The following is a 15,593-nucleotide window of genomic DNA, read 5'->3' on the forward strand; positions in this document are numbered from 1 at the left end:
ATAGCAAATATGCTAAAAACCCTTACTACAAAGCTATGTTTTTATAGTGCATCACTTTATAATATCCTTTAATTTATAGGAATTATATCAAACATAGCGTAAGTTTTGAAAAATAAAAGTAATCCCCGCCGCAAGCAGCGGGGTATTTTAGAAGAAAGCTAGCTGATGATCCTCATGCAGTTTCTGATATTCCTTGCCTTGGTTTTTTACGTATTTTCCTATCATATTCTCATTTCCATGCTTACTGTCATTGCTAAAATAAAAGGGACCAGTAAATTGCACGAAAAAGGGACCAGAGAAGTTGGTGTGACCTAATAAGGTTAATGTGCAATATTCACTAGATAATTAAGCAAGTAAATATCTAGTGATACAATGATAAGAATAAATATGTATACAACAATTATCACCCTTTATAAACAAGGCAATAGTCAAAGGAATATTGCCAAACTAACAAGAACAGACCGCAAAACAGTACGAAAAATAATAAACCGCTATGTAGAGGCTGGTACAGAATCCCCAGCAATCTATGAACGATCTTCAGTTTTGGATTTTTGGCACGAAAAAATAATTGAGTTATTAGAAAAAAATCTGAGTTACATAAGAATTTTTGAGGAGTTAAAAAATCAAGGTTATACAAGCAGTTATACTTCTTTGACCCGTTATATCAAAAAATATAAAATTAAGGATAACAGTTGCATTCGTTTTCATACTTTAGCAGGAGAGGAAGCACAAGTAGATTTTGGTGACATAGGCTTACAGTATAATTCTAAAGGGCGTAGAGTTAAAGCATATGTATTTAATATGCGTTTAAGCTATAGTCGCCTTGATTATTATGAAGTAGTGTTTGATCAAAGTTGTCAAACATGGATTCAATGTCATATCAATGCATTTAATTATTTTGCTGGTAGTCCAAAAGTAATAAAACTTGATAATCTTAAAGCTGGAGTAGTAGATGCCAATTTTTATGAGCCAGTATATCAGAAGGAATATAAGTGCTTAGCCGATCATTATGGAATTTTACTTTCTCCTTGTCGAGTGTATCAACCGCAAGAAAAAGGCAAAGTTGAGTCGGGAATAAAATACGTTAAAAATAATTTTTTTGCTGGTCGTAAATTTGATAGATATGAAGAATTAACAAATGGTCTTGCAAATTGGTTAAATAAGGCCAATAGCCGAATACATGGTACTACTAAGAGAATACCTAGAGAACTGTTTGAGCAAGAGGAAAGAAGTAGTTTGATTCCTTTACCATTAGAAACTTTTGATTTGTCATCTTGGCATAATCGAAAAGTAGCAAAAGATTGTCATATTACCATAGATAATAATTATTACTCTGTACCAGCAAAATATATATACAGTGAGGTAATGGTACAATTGTCCCCAAAACTTGTTCAAATATTTTCTATACAAAATGATTTAATAGCAAGACACGTTAGAACAGAGGGCAAGGGGATATTTACCACTAATCCGTCTCATTATGCTAAATACAAACGTCTATGCCCAGGTTTTATAGAATATAGTGAACATTATCAACAACAAATGCAGCAGATAGGGAATAATTGCAGTTTATTATTAGAATCATTACAACAAACAAGAGTGAATGATTGGCAACGTTGTGCACGAGGTATCATTTCTTTACGTAAGGTTTACAATGATGACTTAATAGATAAAGCCTGTCATAGAGCACTACATTATGGTATAAGTTCTTACTCTAAAATTAAGAATATTTTAAATAGTAATGCAGTAAACTTACCATTACCAGAGTTTGGAGGTAATAATGCAGAACTTATTTAATGACCTACGAAGCTTTAGATTATCAGGTATAGTCAATAGTTTAAATGAAAGGATTATTTATGCTCAAAATAATAAACTAGGATTTAAAGAATTTCTATCACTATTATGTGAAGATGAAAAATCTAACCGTAAGGATAATAATTACCGTCGCCGTAAAAGTGCTGCTAAATTGCCGGTAACTAAAAATTTAGAAGACTTTGATTTTAATTTCCAACCAAGTGTTGATGCCAAAGTAATAAGTGATTTATCAACTTGTGATTATATTAATACTAAGGGAAATGTAATATTCATAGGTGATTCAGGAACTGGGAAAACTCATCTTGCCATTGGGCTAGCATTAAAAGCTTTAACACGAGAATACTCTGTATATTTTACTACGGTATCGGATATGCTTTATAATTTACATATTGCAAGAGCAGATAATAGTTATCACAAAAAGGTTAAATTACTCCTATCGTTTGATTTATTAATTCTTGATGAGCTCGGGTTTAAGCAATTGCCAAAACATTCAGTAGAAGACTTTTTTAATATTATTGCTAAACGATATGAAAATAAATCTACCATTATTACCACAAACAAGGATTTTGAAAAATGGAATGAAATATTTGCTGATGAAGTATTAACTCATGCAATTATTGATCGAGTGGTACATCATGCTCATATACTAAACATAAAAGGTAAAAGTTATCGTATTAATAACTATAAATCTGGAGGTAATATGGCATAAAAATTTTTAAATATAGTGGTTCCTTTTTCGTGCAATTTACTGGTCCCTTTTTAATTGACAATGACACTTACCTACCGTACTCGTAAAATATCCATCAGTCCAAAATTCTCCACCCCATAATTGTTTCTTTACCTGTGGACACTGTCTAAATATTTGACGAGCTGTAACACTTTTAATTGTTGTTACTATTTTTGTTACGCTATAGGTTGGTACAGATTGTACCAAAAAATGGACATGATCTTCATCAACCCCTATTTCTAAAAATTTTATTTGATATCTCTTTTCTATCTCTAAACATATTTCTCGTAATACTTGATCAACTGATACGTCAAACACTGCTCGGCGATATTTTGCTGGAAATACCATGTGATACAGCAGTACCGTAACATTATGACTTTTATGTATATATTTGCTCATTCCGCCATATTACGCCGCAAGCGGCGGGGAATATACCCAAAAGAGATTTAATTCTATAAATTTTTTAAATCCCTCTATGTCTCTTATTATTCTACGATGTCCTGTATGATAACCACTTTTTGCTTTGACATCCCCAGTTTGTTTCTTTAATTTTTTCCACTCTATTATAGTCTTCCTACTAATAGAGTATATCTCTGAAGTCTCTTTTATTGTTTTACCATCTGTTAAACTTTTTATTACTCGTATTCTTAAATCGTATGAATATGCCTTTGCCATAAGTTTTTCATTTAGTATAATCCAACTCATACTATAAGTCACTACCTTATCGCATTAAGCTATAGAGTCTGGTACAGAATATCCTGCACCCTATGAACGATCTTCAGCGCTGGATTCTTGGCACGAACAAATAATTGAGTTATTAGAAAAGAATCTAAGTTACATAAGACAAAACTTACGCTATGAGTAAAAAAGTGATAAATTATTGTAAAAATAATTAAACATGTCAAAGAGGATAAAGTTGCAAGCAATACCAATTAATAGGACAGATTATTGTCAATTTTTAATAGTTAGCCAAAAGAATTATAGTTTAACCTACTACGCTGAACATGCAAAGAAATGTAGTCATGATGTTATTAATAGATTTTTAAGGAATGAAAAATATACACCTTCTTTGTTATGGGAACACATCAAGAATGATGTTATTTTTTCATCTAATGGATATACAATATTTGATGATACGGTTTTAAATAAAAGGAATACGAAGCAAATAGAAATTGCAAGATCGCAGTACAGTGGAGCTACAGGTAGAGTTACTAAAGGTATAGGAGTAGTGAGTCTGGTATATTATAACCCTGATATTAATAAGTTTTGGGTAATAGATTATCGAATTTTTGCACCTGATCATGATGGAGCAACAAAACTAGAACACCTATTAAACATGTTAAATAATGCTGTTTATAGCAAGAAGATTCCTTTTCAAACAATACTTTTTGACACATGGTATTCTACACACAAAATTATGCAACATGTTGACTCTCTGGGGAAATATTATTATGCCCCTATTAAAGCCAATAGAAACGTTAGTAAAACGCACGATTCTAAACCTTATAAAGCTGTAAAAGAGTTGACATTTTCAGATGAAGAGATCAGGCATGGAGTAGAGATTCATATAAAAGGCTTTGCTAAAAATAAGCATGTTAATTTGTTTAAATTTACTGTTTCTACCAACAGAGTTGAGTATGTTGTTACCAATAACAAAACTCAAAAATCTTCTAAAGCTGTACAAGATGAGTGTGGCTTTCGATGGGTAATTGAGAGCATGCACAGAGAAATTAAGCAACTTACTGGGATAGAACGTTGTCAATGCAGGAAACAGCGTATTCAACGTAATCATATTAGTTGTGCATTTTTAGTTTGGGCATTTCTCAAAAGGACTGCAAATACAATCGGTAAAACGGTTTACCAAATAAAGTTAGGGCTTTTAGATGACTATATGCAACAACAGCTGCGTTCTCCATCTTTACGATATTTAGAACCAAACATAGCGTAAGTTTTGTTTACCAACTTACTCTCCTGACTTAAATCCTATTGAGCATTACTGGTTTAAAATCAAGAATGAAATAAGAAAAACTATTTCTAATTTTGAGCACTTTTTTGATGCTGTTTACTATGCTCTTAAAAAAGTCACTACCTTATCGCATTAAGCTATACCATATATTAGTTATCATAAAACAGTAGAGGCAAGTAGCAAAAAACAATATTTATACGACTTATCATATGTATTTATTGAACTTGGAAAATTTAATAAGGAAAAATTAGTGACAGTTGCAGATGAATGGCTACATTTATTTAAATGTGCAGTAGAGGAAAAAGATATACCGGAAGATATCACTAGCGATAAAGTCAAAGAAGCTTATCATGTCATTGAAATGCATAATATGACTCATGAAGGCTATGATTTATATATTAGAACTAAACTTGCTGAGCAAACTGAAGAAATTACCTTAGAAGAACATTTTGAAAAAGGTAGAACTGCAAGAAACACAGAAATAGCAAAAAATTTACTGATTGCAGGTGTAGACATACAAGTTATATCTACATCAACCGGATTACCAAAAGAAGAAATTGAAAAACTAAAAGCCAAAATCAATAATATTTAAAAAATATCTATCTTATAATTCAGACTCCAATAACTAGAAAGGCACTATTTATCTTTCATATCCGTTATTTCTTTCTTCAATTTTATTACTAGGGTTTGTAATTTTTCAAATTCTTCCCTAGTAACATAATTACCTTTAAGTATTTTATCCTCAATCACGTCACAGCTTTTATCTTTTATATTATTTATCGCTTTATGGAAGACGCTGCTAGCACCTGTTGCTACTTTTAAAATATCATTTGTTTTCATAATTATAATACCTCTATCGATAAAGCATGTAAGCCATTTTGAAATTCATCAGCAAGTAGGCTATTAATAGTACGATGATTGGCGACCAGGCTTTTTCCTTGTAAAATTTCTGCCGAAATTTTTATTTTAATATGGCTTTGAATTCCGTCATAATGACTAGCATGTTTATGACTTTCGTCTATTATTTCACAAAAATGTGGTTTTAAGACACTTAAGCTTTTAGTTATCCTGTCTATTCTGCTCATATTTTTATTTTATTTATAGAAAAAATATCTTAGTATTTGTTAGAATATATAATTTTATTATCAAAATGGCAATGTCAGAATTAATCGCAGAATATAAAGTTTTACAAGCTGAAATGGATAAAGTAGGGAAAGGAGTATGTTTTGCCTGTAAATTATTGAATTATGATGAAATAGTATTCATCGAACCAAATAAGAATTTCATAATTGGGGATTTAGAAAAAATTATTGAAAATGTAAGTAAAGAGCTTGATGCTCCTCTAAAGTTTAGAAAAACAAAAAAAGATATTATATTATTTGTACTAGATATTACCGATTTTGATTTAATTAAAAGTTTTGCCAGAAAATTATATTTATCTTCCCAGCTATATATAAATGATGAGCGACCGGAAATCTATATAAATTGTTGTATTGCGAGCATTGAGTTTCCAAAAGTAAGTACTAATGCAGAAGAGATTGAGAAAATACTAAATATGTTACTTTCACAAAATAATAATTATTATTATCGTGAATATAATCGTGATGACCATGATTTAGAGAATATAAAAAAATTTAATTTACAGCTCAATTTGCTTAGACAAGCTTTAGCTAAAAAAACTATACGTTTTGCCTATCAGCCTATAATTGATCGTAAGACTTTGAAAGTACATTATTATGAATGTTTGCTTCGCATACCAGATGAGAATGGTGTTTATATTTCCGTTGGTCCTATAATTCCTATTGCTGAAAATAAAGGATTAATTTTTGTAATTGATCAGATTGTTTTAGAGATGAGTATTCATGAGCTTGTAAACAACCCTAATTTAATGCTATCTGTTAATATTTCAAATATTGGCACAACCGATGAAGCTTTATGGGAAGTAGCAGAAAATTTATTAAGAACTTATGATGTTCGAGATCGTTTAATTATCGAAATTACCGAGACTTCTTTTAATGAGAATTATGATAAAATAAACGTATTTATCAATAAGTTACGTAAGTTTGGTTGTAAATTTACTTTAGATGATTTCGGCTCAGGCTTTACATCTTTTAAACAACTCCAAAGCTTGCCTATTGATATTATAAAAATTGATGGCAAATATGTCCGTAGTATTACAAGTGATGTACAAAGTAGATATTTTGTTGAAAGACTAATAAAGATCTCAGAAGATTTAAATATTGAAACAGTAGCTGAATTTGTCGAAAATGGCGAAATAGCTAAGTTTTTAATAGACCTAAAAGTAGGCGGCTTGCAAGGCAATTACTACTCCAAAGCAAAATTTGATAGGGTGGAGTAGGGTAACGCCCTCTCGTATGTCATTCCCACGTAGGCGGGAATCCAGAAAAAATAAATATAGTGAATTTTTAAAAATAAAAGCTCGATTTATCTTGCTTTATGCTGGATTCCCGCCTACGCGGGAATGACATAGAAAGTATATCACTTGACAAAATCCCTAAAACCATCTATGCACAACTCAATTTTAAAAATTAACTTAAATGCAGTTACTTGAATTAAAAAAAACTAATCAAACTTTAGAAACTATACATTTTATTGGCATTGGCGGCGTTGGAATGAGCGGCATCGCTGAAATATTACATAATCTTGGTTATAAGGTGCAAGGTTCTGATTTATCAGAAAATTATAATACCAAACGTTTAGAGGCATATGGTATTAAAATATTTATTGGTCATACACCACAAAATATTACAAACGTCTCGTACGTTGTTGTTTCTTCGGCAATTAATCGAAATAATCCCGAAGTAAAAGAAGCTTTGGAACGTAAAATCCCAATTATCAGACGTGCAGAAATGCTTGCTGAACTTATGAGGTTAAAATGCTCGGTAGCGGTATCTGGTTCGCATGGTAAGACTACTACCACTTCTTTAGTTGCTTGCTTATTTGAGGCAGCTGGTTTACATCCTACAGTCATTAATGGTGGCATTATTAATAATAGGTCAACAAATGCCTATCTTGGTTCAAGTAATTATTTAATTGCTGAAGCAGATGAGTCAGATGCAACTTTTATCAGTATTCCGTCGACTATTGCAATAATAACTAATATTGATCCAGAACATTTAGATTACTACAAAGATTTTGATACGTTAATTAATGCCTTTAGGAGTTTTATCACAAATTTACCTTTTTATGGTTTTGCCGTTTGCTGTATTGACCATAAAATAGTACGTGAGTTAGTAAATAATATTACTGAGCGGAAAGTTATCACTTATGGTATTGATTCTGATGATGCTCATATTACTGCATTTAATATTAGTACGGATATTACTTCATCTACCTTTGATGTAAAAATTAGTTTGCCAAATGTAAGTGGTGTGACAATCATAGAAAAAATTACTATTCCCACTCCAGGAAGACATAATATTTTAAATAGCCTTGCTGCAATCAGTGTAGGGGTGGAGTTAGATTTTGGTATTAAGGCTATTAAAAACGGCTTTAATAGCTTTAAAGGAGTAAAAAGAAGATTTACTAAAGTAGCTGAATATAATCATGCTTCGGTTATTGATGATTATGCTCATCATCCTGAAGAAATTAAGGCAACATTATCTACTGCTAAAAACATAGCAAACAAACAGCATGGTAAGGTTATTGCTATTTTCCAGCCACATAGATATTCGAGAATGCAGCATTTATTTGATGATTTTATGCGTTGCTTTGATGATGCGGATTTACTTTATATCACAGATGTATATGCGGCAGGTGAAAGCCCTATAGAGGGTATTAGTGGGCAAAGTTTAATTGATAACATTACTAAGCTCAAATATCATAATCAAGCAAATTTCTTAGCAAAATTAGATGACACTGTAGAAGTTATAATGAATAAGGCAGCCCCTGGTGATATGATTATTATGATGGGAGCAGGAAATATTTCAAACTTCGCTAATGAATTACCACAAAAATTTGGTAATTTGTCATGAATCTTCCTATAGTAAAAGGTGAGTATAGGAAAGACTATAACTTAAAACATTTAACATGGTTTAAAGTAGGTGGTAATGCTGAAATATTTTTTAAGCCTGTAGATAGAGAAGATTTAGCAAGCTTCTTAGTGCAGAATAAACAAAAATTACCCATAACTACCTTTGGTGCTGGCTCCAATATTATCATACGAGACGGAGGTATAGAGGGCGTCACCATAAAGCTTGGTCAAAATTTTAGCAATATCGATTTTACGGATGAGGGTCATTTAATAGTTGGTAGTAGTTGCCTTAATTTTAGTTTAGCTAAATTTTGTCAGGTAAATGCTATTAGCGGCTTCGAGTTTTTAGTAGGTATTCCTGGAACTATTGGCGGCGGTGTTGCGATGAATGCTGGAGCTTATGACTGTGAATTTAAAGATATTTTAGTTAGAATTGAAGCAATTGACTTTGCGGGAAATTTTCGAACATTTACAAATGAAGAAATAGGCTTTAAATATCGTGGTAATAGTTTACCAAAGGATTTAATTATTCTCAAAGCCGTTTTTAAAGTTAATAAAGGTAATAGTGAAGATATATTAGTGCGGATGAATGAAATAAATGCTGCAAGATCATCTACTCAGCCTATTAAGGAGCGTACTGGCGGCAGTACTTTTGCAAATCCGGAAGGGTTTAAATCGTGGCAGCTTATTGACAAAGCAGGACTTAGAGGTTATAGAATAGGCGATGCTTCTATCTCAGAACTTCACTGTAACTTTATGATAAACAATGGAAATGCTACTGCTAAAGAATTAGAGGATCTAGGTAACTTCGTCCAACAAAAAATATTCGAAGATAGTGGGATTAAATTGAATTGGGAAATAAAGAGAGTTGGGAGGTATGTTTAATGTCATTCCCGCGGAGGCGGGAATCCAGAAAAAATAACCATAAAAACAATAAGTTTTTAAAATTAAAAGCTCGATTTCTCTCACTTTATACTGGATTCCCGCCTCCGCGGGAATGACATAAAGACGTGTAGGGAATGACATAATCGACATATGACTTCCTAATAAAAAAATAAAATATGCATAAATATCAAACACATTGGGTTGAAAGCTCAGAAATTACAATATTAAGTGATAAAGGCAAGAAACATATAGCATTAGTAGCGGGCGGTATGTCTGCTGAACGTGAAGTATCGCTGATATCAGCAGAGGGAGTAGGCAAAGCTTTAATAGAAGCAGGATATAAAGTTACTTTTATAGATATGGGAGCTGATATTGCTGTTAAGCTGTATGAAATAAAACCTGATATTGTTTTTAATTGTCTGCATGGTACATATGGTGAAGATGGTTGCTTGCCTGGACTTCTTAATATTATGCGAATTCCTTATACTCATAGCGGGGTTTTAGCATCAAGCTTTGCTTTTGATAAGGTGCATTCTAGAAGTTGGTTTTTGACTAACAATATTAATATGGCAGAAAGTATTGTCATAAGTAAATGTGATAATGTTAAAACTGATCCTATAAAACGCCCATATGTGATTAAGCCGCTTATGCAAGGATCAAGCATAGGTGTTGAGGTGATATTTGAGGAAGATGATTTTAGCTTTGCTAATTATGATTTTCCTTATGGTGATGAGGTAATAATAGAAAAATATATAAAAGGGCGTGAATTACAGGTAGCAGTGTTAAACGGTAAAGCCTTAGGAGCTTTAGAAATTAAGCTGCTAAAAAATCGCTTCTATGATTATGAAACTAAATATACTGAAGGATTTGCCGAGCATTTATGTCCGGCTCCTTTGCCTACCGATATATATGATAAGCTACTTAAAGAGTCAGAAAAGATTTTTAAAACAATGAACTGCAAAGGGGTCGTTAGAGCTGAATTTATTTTAGAAGAAAGAACAAATAAGTTATATGCTTTAGAAATAAATACGCATCCTGGCATGACTCCTTTATCGATAGTACCAGAAATTGCAGCTCATGCAGGTATAAATTTTGTTAATTTAATTGAAGAAATTCTAAAGACGGCAAGCTTTGAATCATGAGAAAAAAAACAAGCTCAAACAAAAAAAATACAGCTAAAAAAAACAATAACATTTCATTGCGTCGAAAGTTAGGATTAATCTATAAGAAAACAATATTAATACTTAAAATCGTTTTAATTATCTTCATATGTTTGTTTGCTTTCACAAAATATTTTGCTTCGTTAAAAAGCTATTTAATAACAAACATATATCAAACAACTACAGAACTCGGTTTTAAACTTGAGAATGTAATAATTGAGGGACAACAAAATGTTGATGAACCTACAATATTAAAAGTTTTAAATGCTAAAAAAGGTAGTTCTATTTTTGCTCTTAATTTAGATGAAATTAGGAATAATTTAAAGAATAATAGATGGATTAAGGAAGTATATGTTTCAAGAAGATTACCAAACACGATATATATAAAACTGTTTGAAAGAGAACCTATTGCCATTTGGCAAATCAATAATCAACTCTTCTTAATTGATGAAGAGGGTTATGAAATCAGTAAGAACATAGAGCCATTTCCTCATTTATTACATGTTGTAGGGGAGGGAGCAAATATATATGCTAGCAAGCTAGTAAATGAGCTACAAAAATATCCGGCATTAATAAATAAAACCTCATCTGCTATTAGATGTGGGGATAGAAGATGGGATTTAAATCTTAAGGGTGGAATAAATATTAAATTACCGGCAAAGAATTTTGAAGAAGCCTTAAAATATATAGATGCACTCAATAAAGCAAATAAACTATTTAATCAAAACTACAAACAGTTGGATTTGAGAGACAAGAATAAGTACTATATTGAAAAGTATTAACTTTTTGTCATTCCTGCGGAGGCGGGAATCCAGTATAAAGCGAGATAACTAAGCTTTTAATTTTAAAAACTTGCTGCTTTCATGTTTATTTTTCTGGATTCCCGCCTTTGCAGGAATGACATATAATTCGAACATTACAACAAACACAAAAAATGAAAGAGAAAATATCGAATTTTGTAGCACTTGACTTTGGTAGTAGTAAAATTGCTGCCATTGCTGCCTATATTAGTAAAAAAGGTGAAATTAAGGTAGCAAGTCAAAATTTACATCATTCTAAAGGCATAAAATCAGGGGTTATAACAGACTTAAAAAATGCTGAAAGTAGTATTATTTCGGCAATTTATGCATTAGAAAAAGATTGCAATAAAGATATCAAAAAAGTTATATTATCGCTATCAGGAGCTGCTACTAAATCTTACTATATAAATTATACTATTAAAATTAGTACAGCAACTATAACCGAGCAAGATATAAAAAAGCTTTTACAAAAAGCATTACAAGAGTTTAAATTTAAGAATCAAGAAATTATTCATTACTTTCCTCTTGAGTTTATTCTTGATAATAATAGGGTTGAAAACCCTGTAGGTATGTATGGAAAGGAACTTGGTTGTGAATTACATATTATTGCAGCTGAGTCAAATATGCTATCAAACATCGTGCAGTGTTTTGCTAAATGCCATATTGAAGTTACCAATATTACTCTAGCTATTTATGCTTCTGCGATTAGTTGTCTTACAAATGATGAAAAAAACCTCGGTTCACTAATTATAGATATAGGTGATAAAACCACTTCTTTTGGTATTTTCTTTGCTGGTAAATTAATATATACAGGACACGTAAATATAGGTAGTTTTCATATTAGCTCTGATATTGCAAAAGTTTTCGGTACTGATCTTGCTACGGCTGAAAAATTAAAGATTTTATATGGTAACGCAATTTTATCCTCTTTTGATAAAGACAGTATTATTAATATGGAGGATTTTAATGTTGATGCTCACCATAGCCCTGCAGGAGCAGTAACGGTCTATAAGCTCGCTGAAGTAATAAAAGCAAGAGCGGAAGAAATATTATTAATGGTAAAATCTGAATATGATAAGGCAATAAAAGGACAAATATCAGTATATCGTACTGTTATTACTGGAGGCGGATCGCAGCTTAGAGGTTTAAAGGAGCTTTCAAGTAAGGTTTTTGAGAAACAAACTAGGATAGGTAAGCCAGAGCTTATGGATGGCTTTACTGAAGACTATAATCCCGCGGCTTATTCGGCAGTTATAGGTATGCTAAAAATTCATGCTTTAAAACAGCAAAAAGAATTTGCCCATATGAAACTTGATGAAAATAGCAGCTGGATCAAAAAAGTTTTCGATTGGCTAAGAGAGAATATTTAATTTTTCTTTGTTTACTAACACTATCAATAATAACTGTCCGGTACTATTGGTCAAGCCACGGCATCGAGAAAAATAATAAAAAATGCTATGTATAGCATAAGTCATTAAGGTACTGACAGAGCGAGAGTATCATGTTATAGTAAGCAAATATTAACAAGCATGTAAAGAGATATGGCACGAGCATATGCAATAGAACTAAGACTAAGAGTTATAAAAGCTGTAGAAGCAGGGATACGAATAAGTAAGGTAAGTAAATTATTTAATGTAAGTCGTGATACTATATATAAATGGAAAAAATTAAAAGATAAGCAAGGTACTTTAGAAGCAGCAACTGGTTATCAGAAAGGACATAGTCATAAGATAAAAGATTCAGAATCTTTTAAAGAATTTTTTAAAGCTAATATGAATAAAACATCAAAGGAGTTAGCAAAGCAATGGGGTAATATTGCATCTGTAACTATTTTAAGACAAATCAGAAAACTTGGCTATAGCTATAAAAAAAACTTATTTTCATCCGAAAAGAGATATTAAATTAAGAAATGAATTTATAGCAAAGATACAAACCATCACAAAAGACAAATTAGTATATCTTGATGAATCTGGAATAGAGGATAATGCTTGCAAAGAGTATGGATGGAGCATTATAGGACAAAGGTGTTATGGAGAAAAGGTGTATCAACATAAATTTAGAATAAGTATGATAGCTGGTCTTTGTAATGGTAATCTTATTGCTCCTGTAATATTTGAAGGTAATTGTAATACAGAGGTCTTTAAAACTTATATTAGGGATGTATTAATTACAGAATTACAACCTGGGCAAACCGTTATTATGGATAACATTAATTTTCATAAAAATTCTAAAGTTAAAGAGTTCATTGAATCCGTTGGTTGTACCATATTGTATTTACCAACTTACTCTCCTGATTTAAATCCTATAGAGCATTACTGGTTTAAGATAAAAAATGAAATTAGGAAAGTTGTAGGAGATTTTGAAACATTTTATGATGCTGTTTTTAATACTATTAAATCTCTTTTGGGTATATTCCCCGCCGCTTGCGGCGTAATATGGCGGAATGAGCAAATATATACATAAAAGTCATAATGTTACGGTACTGCTGTATCACATGGTATTTCCAGCAAAATATCGCCGAGCAGTGTTTGACGTATCAGTTGATCAAGTATTACGAGAAATATGTTTAGAGATAGAAAAGAGATATCAAATAAAATTTTTAGAAATAGGGGTTGATGAAGATCATGTCCATTTTTTGGTACAATCTGTACCAACCTATAGCGTAACAAAAATAGTAACAACAATTAAAAGTGTTACAGCTCGTCAAATATTTAGACAGTGTCCACAGGTAAAGAAACAATTATGGGGTGGAGAATTTTGGACTGATGGATATTTTACGAGTACGGTAGGTAAGCATGGAAATGAGAATATGATAGGAAAATACGTAAAAAACCAAGGCAAGGAATATCAGAAACTGCATGAGGATCATCAGCTAGCTTTCTTCTAAAATACCCCGCTGCTTGCGGCGGGGATTACTTTTATTTGTCAGTATCTTAATGGTTTATGCTATATTTTACTGGATTGCTTCGTCAATTACTTTGTAATTTCCTCGCAATGACGACTCTCGATCCACACAGGCAATCCTTAAAGTATTTCTTTTTATTATTTAGGTCTGTGTTTAGAGCAGATTAATATATTACCCTTAACCTTGGTAATATATACTTTATCTCCTGATTTAGCTTTCTCGTTCGGTACAAGGTAAGCATTCATAATGACCCCTGACCATTTTACTTGTCCAAGCTTTTCTTCTGAAATTACCTCGCTATAAACTTCGACTTCTTTACCTATCATATCCGAATAGTTTTCATTAGTAGTAGTTTTGCTATATACGTATTTTTTGAGAGGATAGTATAATATACAAAACCATATAAGAGATAATAAACCAAAAAGCGTTATTTGATTGGTTAAGTTAATTAGAGGATAATGATAAATTATAAGAGCGTTTGATAATGCTCCAAATCCAAAAAATAAGAACCCAATATTTGGAATTGCAAAAAATTCTGCAATTATACAAATTACCCCGATTATTAACCATAATTCAGTCACTGAGATATACTCCAAAATAAAATGAAAATTGAGCATTTTATTACAAACAAAAAATAAATTTATTTGTATATAAGATGGGAATCGCTTTCCATCTTATATACTCATTATTCTAATTCTTCTTTCAAAAAGAGTATGAAATACTATTTTTGAAAGAAAAAAAATTACTTATCATGAACATAAGTTTTTAAAAATAATATAACATCTGCGATATCTTGTGGTTTTGATATACCGGCAAAAGACATTTTAGTACCAGGCACATAGCTACTTGGTTTATGTAAGAAAGCAAATAAACTATCATCATCCCATACGCCTCCAAGGGCTGATAGAGCAGGGGTATATTTATAATCCGTTATGCTTGCTTTAGGGCGACCTGCTACATCCCATAAATGAGGTCCTATCTTATTTGGACCATCTTTATCAAGAGAATGGCACATTAAACATTTTTTAGCTATTTCATGACCATTATCGGCATTCGCCGTTTTCATCAATTCCGGTATATTGATTGGGGCTTGTGCTTGCGTGGTAGGTGATTCTGAAACTTCCTGCACTGCAATACTATAACCTCGATGTTTTGGTTCTAAAACTGGTTTATATAATATATTTGCAATAAACCCAACCATCATAGCAATTAAACTTGCAAACAATATAGATGCAACAATTTTATTTAGTTCTTTTCCAGACATTTACTTTTGTTTTTTATTAGAATTTATACTATAATTTGGATTATAAGAGAAGTTAATTAAACAAATAAAATTAAAAAAAT

At 31.6% G+C, this 15,593-nt stretch carries 18 protein-coding genes and 2 pseudogenes; 13 read left to right on the plus strand and 7 right to left on the minus strand.

The window, feature by feature from the left end:
* Nucleotides 1–147: 147 nt before the first annotated feature.
* A complete protein-coding gene (locus AAGD55_RS06060) occupies nucleotides 148–282 on the minus strand; it encodes a hypothetical protein (protein WP_341792475.1) in 135 nt (44 codons plus the stop codon).
* 105 nt (nucleotides 283–387) lie between these two features.
* Between AAGD55_RS06060 and istA the strand changes: the two genes are divergently transcribed.
* Entirely contained in the window at nucleotides 388–1,794 is a 1,407-nt protein-coding gene (gene istA, locus AAGD55_RS06065) for an IS21 family transposase (RefSeq protein WP_341790850.1), read from the plus strand.
* Nucleotides 1,778–2,521 carry an IS21-like element helper ATPase IstB gene (istB, locus tag AAGD55_RS06070; protein WP_341790851.1) on the plus strand — a complete coding sequence of 248 codons (744 nt, stop codon included), beginning with the start codon at nucleotides 1,778–1,780 and terminating at the stop codon, nucleotides 2,519–2,521. Before istA ends, istB begins: the two co-directional genes overlap by 17 nt.
* A gap of 66 nt (nucleotides 2,522–2,587) precedes the next feature.
* Here istB and tnpA (AAGD55_RS06075) read toward each other — a convergent pair.
* Both tnpA (AAGD55_RS06075) and AAGD55_RS06080 read right to left on the minus strand, forming a co-directional pair.
* Nucleotides 2,588–2,938, minus strand: a pseudogene (gene tnpA, locus AAGD55_RS06075) (IS200/IS605 family transposase); the annotation flags it as partial.
* Between the two features lie 9 nt (nucleotides 2,939–2,947).
* Complete coding sequence (locus AAGD55_RS06080) at nucleotides 2,948–3,244, minus strand: IS630 transposase-related protein (protein ID WP_341791446.1); 297 nt, start codon at nucleotides 3,242–3,244, stop codon at nucleotides 2,948–2,950.
* A 193-nt stretch (nucleotides 3,245–3,437) separates the two neighbouring features.
* Here AAGD55_RS06080 and AAGD55_RS06085 point away from each other — a divergent pair, with 193 nt between their 5' ends.
* From AAGD55_RS06085 to AAGD55_RS06095, 3 genes and pseudogenes are all read left to right on the plus strand, one after another.
* Nucleotides 3,438–4,487 carry a transposase gene (locus AAGD55_RS06085; protein WP_341792476.1) on the plus strand — a complete coding sequence of 350 codons (1,050 nt, stop codon included), beginning with the start codon at nucleotides 3,438–3,440 and terminating at the stop codon, nucleotides 4,485–4,487.
* Between the two features lie 7 nt (nucleotides 4,488–4,494).
* A pseudogene (locus AAGD55_RS06090) lies at nucleotides 4,495–4,641 on the plus strand (transposase); the annotation flags it as partial.
* 81 nt (nucleotides 4,642–4,722) lie between these two features.
* Nucleotides 4,723–5,097, plus strand: coding sequence for a hypothetical protein (locus AAGD55_RS06095; RefSeq protein WP_341792530.1), 375 nt, complete (start codon nucleotides 4,723–4,725; stop codon nucleotides 5,095–5,097).
* 44 nt (nucleotides 5,098–5,141) lie between these two features.
* Here the strand turns inward: AAGD55_RS06095 and AAGD55_RS06100 are convergent, their stop codons facing one another.
* On the minus strand, nucleotides 5,142–5,345 hold the full coding sequence (locus AAGD55_RS06100) for a hypothetical protein (protein ID WP_341790818.1): 204 nt from the start codon (nucleotides 5,343–5,345) through the stop codon (nucleotides 5,142–5,144).
* A 2-nt stretch (nucleotides 5,346–5,347) separates the two neighbouring features.
* Nucleotides 5,348–5,590 (minus strand): BolA family transcriptional regulator, encoded by a 243-nt coding sequence (locus tag AAGD55_RS06105; protein ID WP_341790819.1) that lies wholly within the window; start codon nucleotides 5,588–5,590, stop codon nucleotides 5,348–5,350.
* Between the two features lie 56 nt (nucleotides 5,591–5,646).
* Between AAGD55_RS06105 and AAGD55_RS06110 the strand changes: the two genes are divergently transcribed.
* The 8 genes from AAGD55_RS06110 (at nucleotide 5,647) to tnpA (AAGD55_RS06145) (ending at nucleotide 14,231) form a co-directional block, all read left to right on the plus strand.
* A complete protein-coding gene (locus AAGD55_RS06110; protein ID WP_341792531.1) occupies nucleotides 5,647–6,864 on the plus strand; it encodes an EAL domain-containing protein in 1,218 nt (405 codons plus the stop codon).
* Nucleotides 6,865–7,063: 199 nt separating this feature from the next.
* Nucleotides 7,064–8,500: a UDP-N-acetylmuramate--L-alanine ligase gene (gene murC / locus AAGD55_RS06115; protein ID WP_341790820.1), complete on the plus strand. Its 1,437-nt coding sequence runs from the start codon at nucleotides 7,064–7,066 to the stop codon at nucleotides 8,498–8,500.
* Nucleotides 8,497–9,384 (plus strand): UDP-N-acetylmuramate dehydrogenase, encoded by an 888-nt coding sequence (gene murB, locus AAGD55_RS06120; RefSeq protein ID WP_341790821.1) that lies wholly within the window; start codon nucleotides 8,497–8,499, stop codon nucleotides 9,382–9,384. The genes murC and murB overlap by 4 nt, the downstream gene beginning before the upstream one ends.
* A 176-nt stretch (nucleotides 9,385–9,560) precedes the next feature.
* A complete protein-coding gene (locus AAGD55_RS06125) occupies nucleotides 9,561–10,526 on the plus strand; it encodes a D-alanine--D-alanine ligase (protein ID WP_341790822.1) in 966 nt (321 codons plus the stop codon).
* Nucleotides 10,523–11,326 carry a cell division protein FtsQ/DivIB gene (locus tag AAGD55_RS06130; protein ID WP_341790823.1) on the plus strand — a complete coding sequence of 268 codons (804 nt, stop codon included), beginning with the start codon at nucleotides 10,523–10,525 and terminating at the stop codon, nucleotides 11,324–11,326. The genes AAGD55_RS06125 and AAGD55_RS06130 overlap by 4 nt, the downstream gene beginning before the upstream one ends.
* 152 nt (nucleotides 11,327–11,478) lie before the next feature.
* Nucleotides 11,479–12,714, plus strand: a complete 1,236-nt coding sequence (gene ftsA / locus AAGD55_RS06135) for a cell division protein FtsA (protein ID WP_341790824.1) — start codon at nucleotides 11,479–11,481, stop codon at nucleotides 12,712–12,714.
* A 171-nt stretch (nucleotides 12,715–12,885) separates the two neighbouring features.
* Nucleotides 12,886–13,807 (plus strand): IS630 family transposase gene (locus tag AAGD55_RS06140; protein ID WP_341790825.1). Its coding sequence is split into 2 segments (ribosomal slippage): nucleotides 12,886–13,209 and nucleotides 13,211–13,807, totalling 921 coding nucleotides; the frame shifts between segments, so codons are not numbered across the junction.
* Complete coding sequence (gene tnpA / locus AAGD55_RS06145; protein ID WP_341790826.1) at nucleotides 13,788–14,231, plus strand: IS200/IS605 family transposase; 444 nt, start codon at nucleotides 13,788–13,790, stop codon at nucleotides 14,229–14,231. Before AAGD55_RS06140 ends, tnpA (AAGD55_RS06145) begins: the two co-directional genes overlap by 20 nt.
* Before the next feature lie 155 nt (nucleotides 14,232–14,386).
* Here tnpA (AAGD55_RS06145) and AAGD55_RS06150 read toward each other — a convergent pair whose 3' ends face one another.
* Together AAGD55_RS06150 and AAGD55_RS06155 are read right to left on the minus strand one after the other, a co-directional pair.
* Nucleotides 14,387–14,866: an NfeD family protein gene (locus AAGD55_RS06150; protein ID WP_341790827.1), complete on the minus strand. Its 480-nt coding sequence runs from the start codon at nucleotides 14,864–14,866 to the stop codon at nucleotides 14,387–14,389.
* Nucleotides 14,867–14,991: 125 nt separating this feature from the next.
* Nucleotides 14,992–15,513, minus strand: a complete 522-nt coding sequence (locus AAGD55_RS06155) for a cytochrome c family protein (RefSeq protein WP_341790828.1) — start codon at nucleotides 15,511–15,513, stop codon at nucleotides 14,992–14,994.
* Nucleotides 15,514–15,593: the final 80 nt, after the last annotated feature.

This window comes from Rickettsia endosymbiont of Gonocerus acuteangulatus, assembly GCF_964026435.1.
Taxonomy (GTDB): Bacteria; Pseudomonadota; Alphaproteobacteria; order Rickettsiales; family Rickettsiaceae; genus Rickettsia.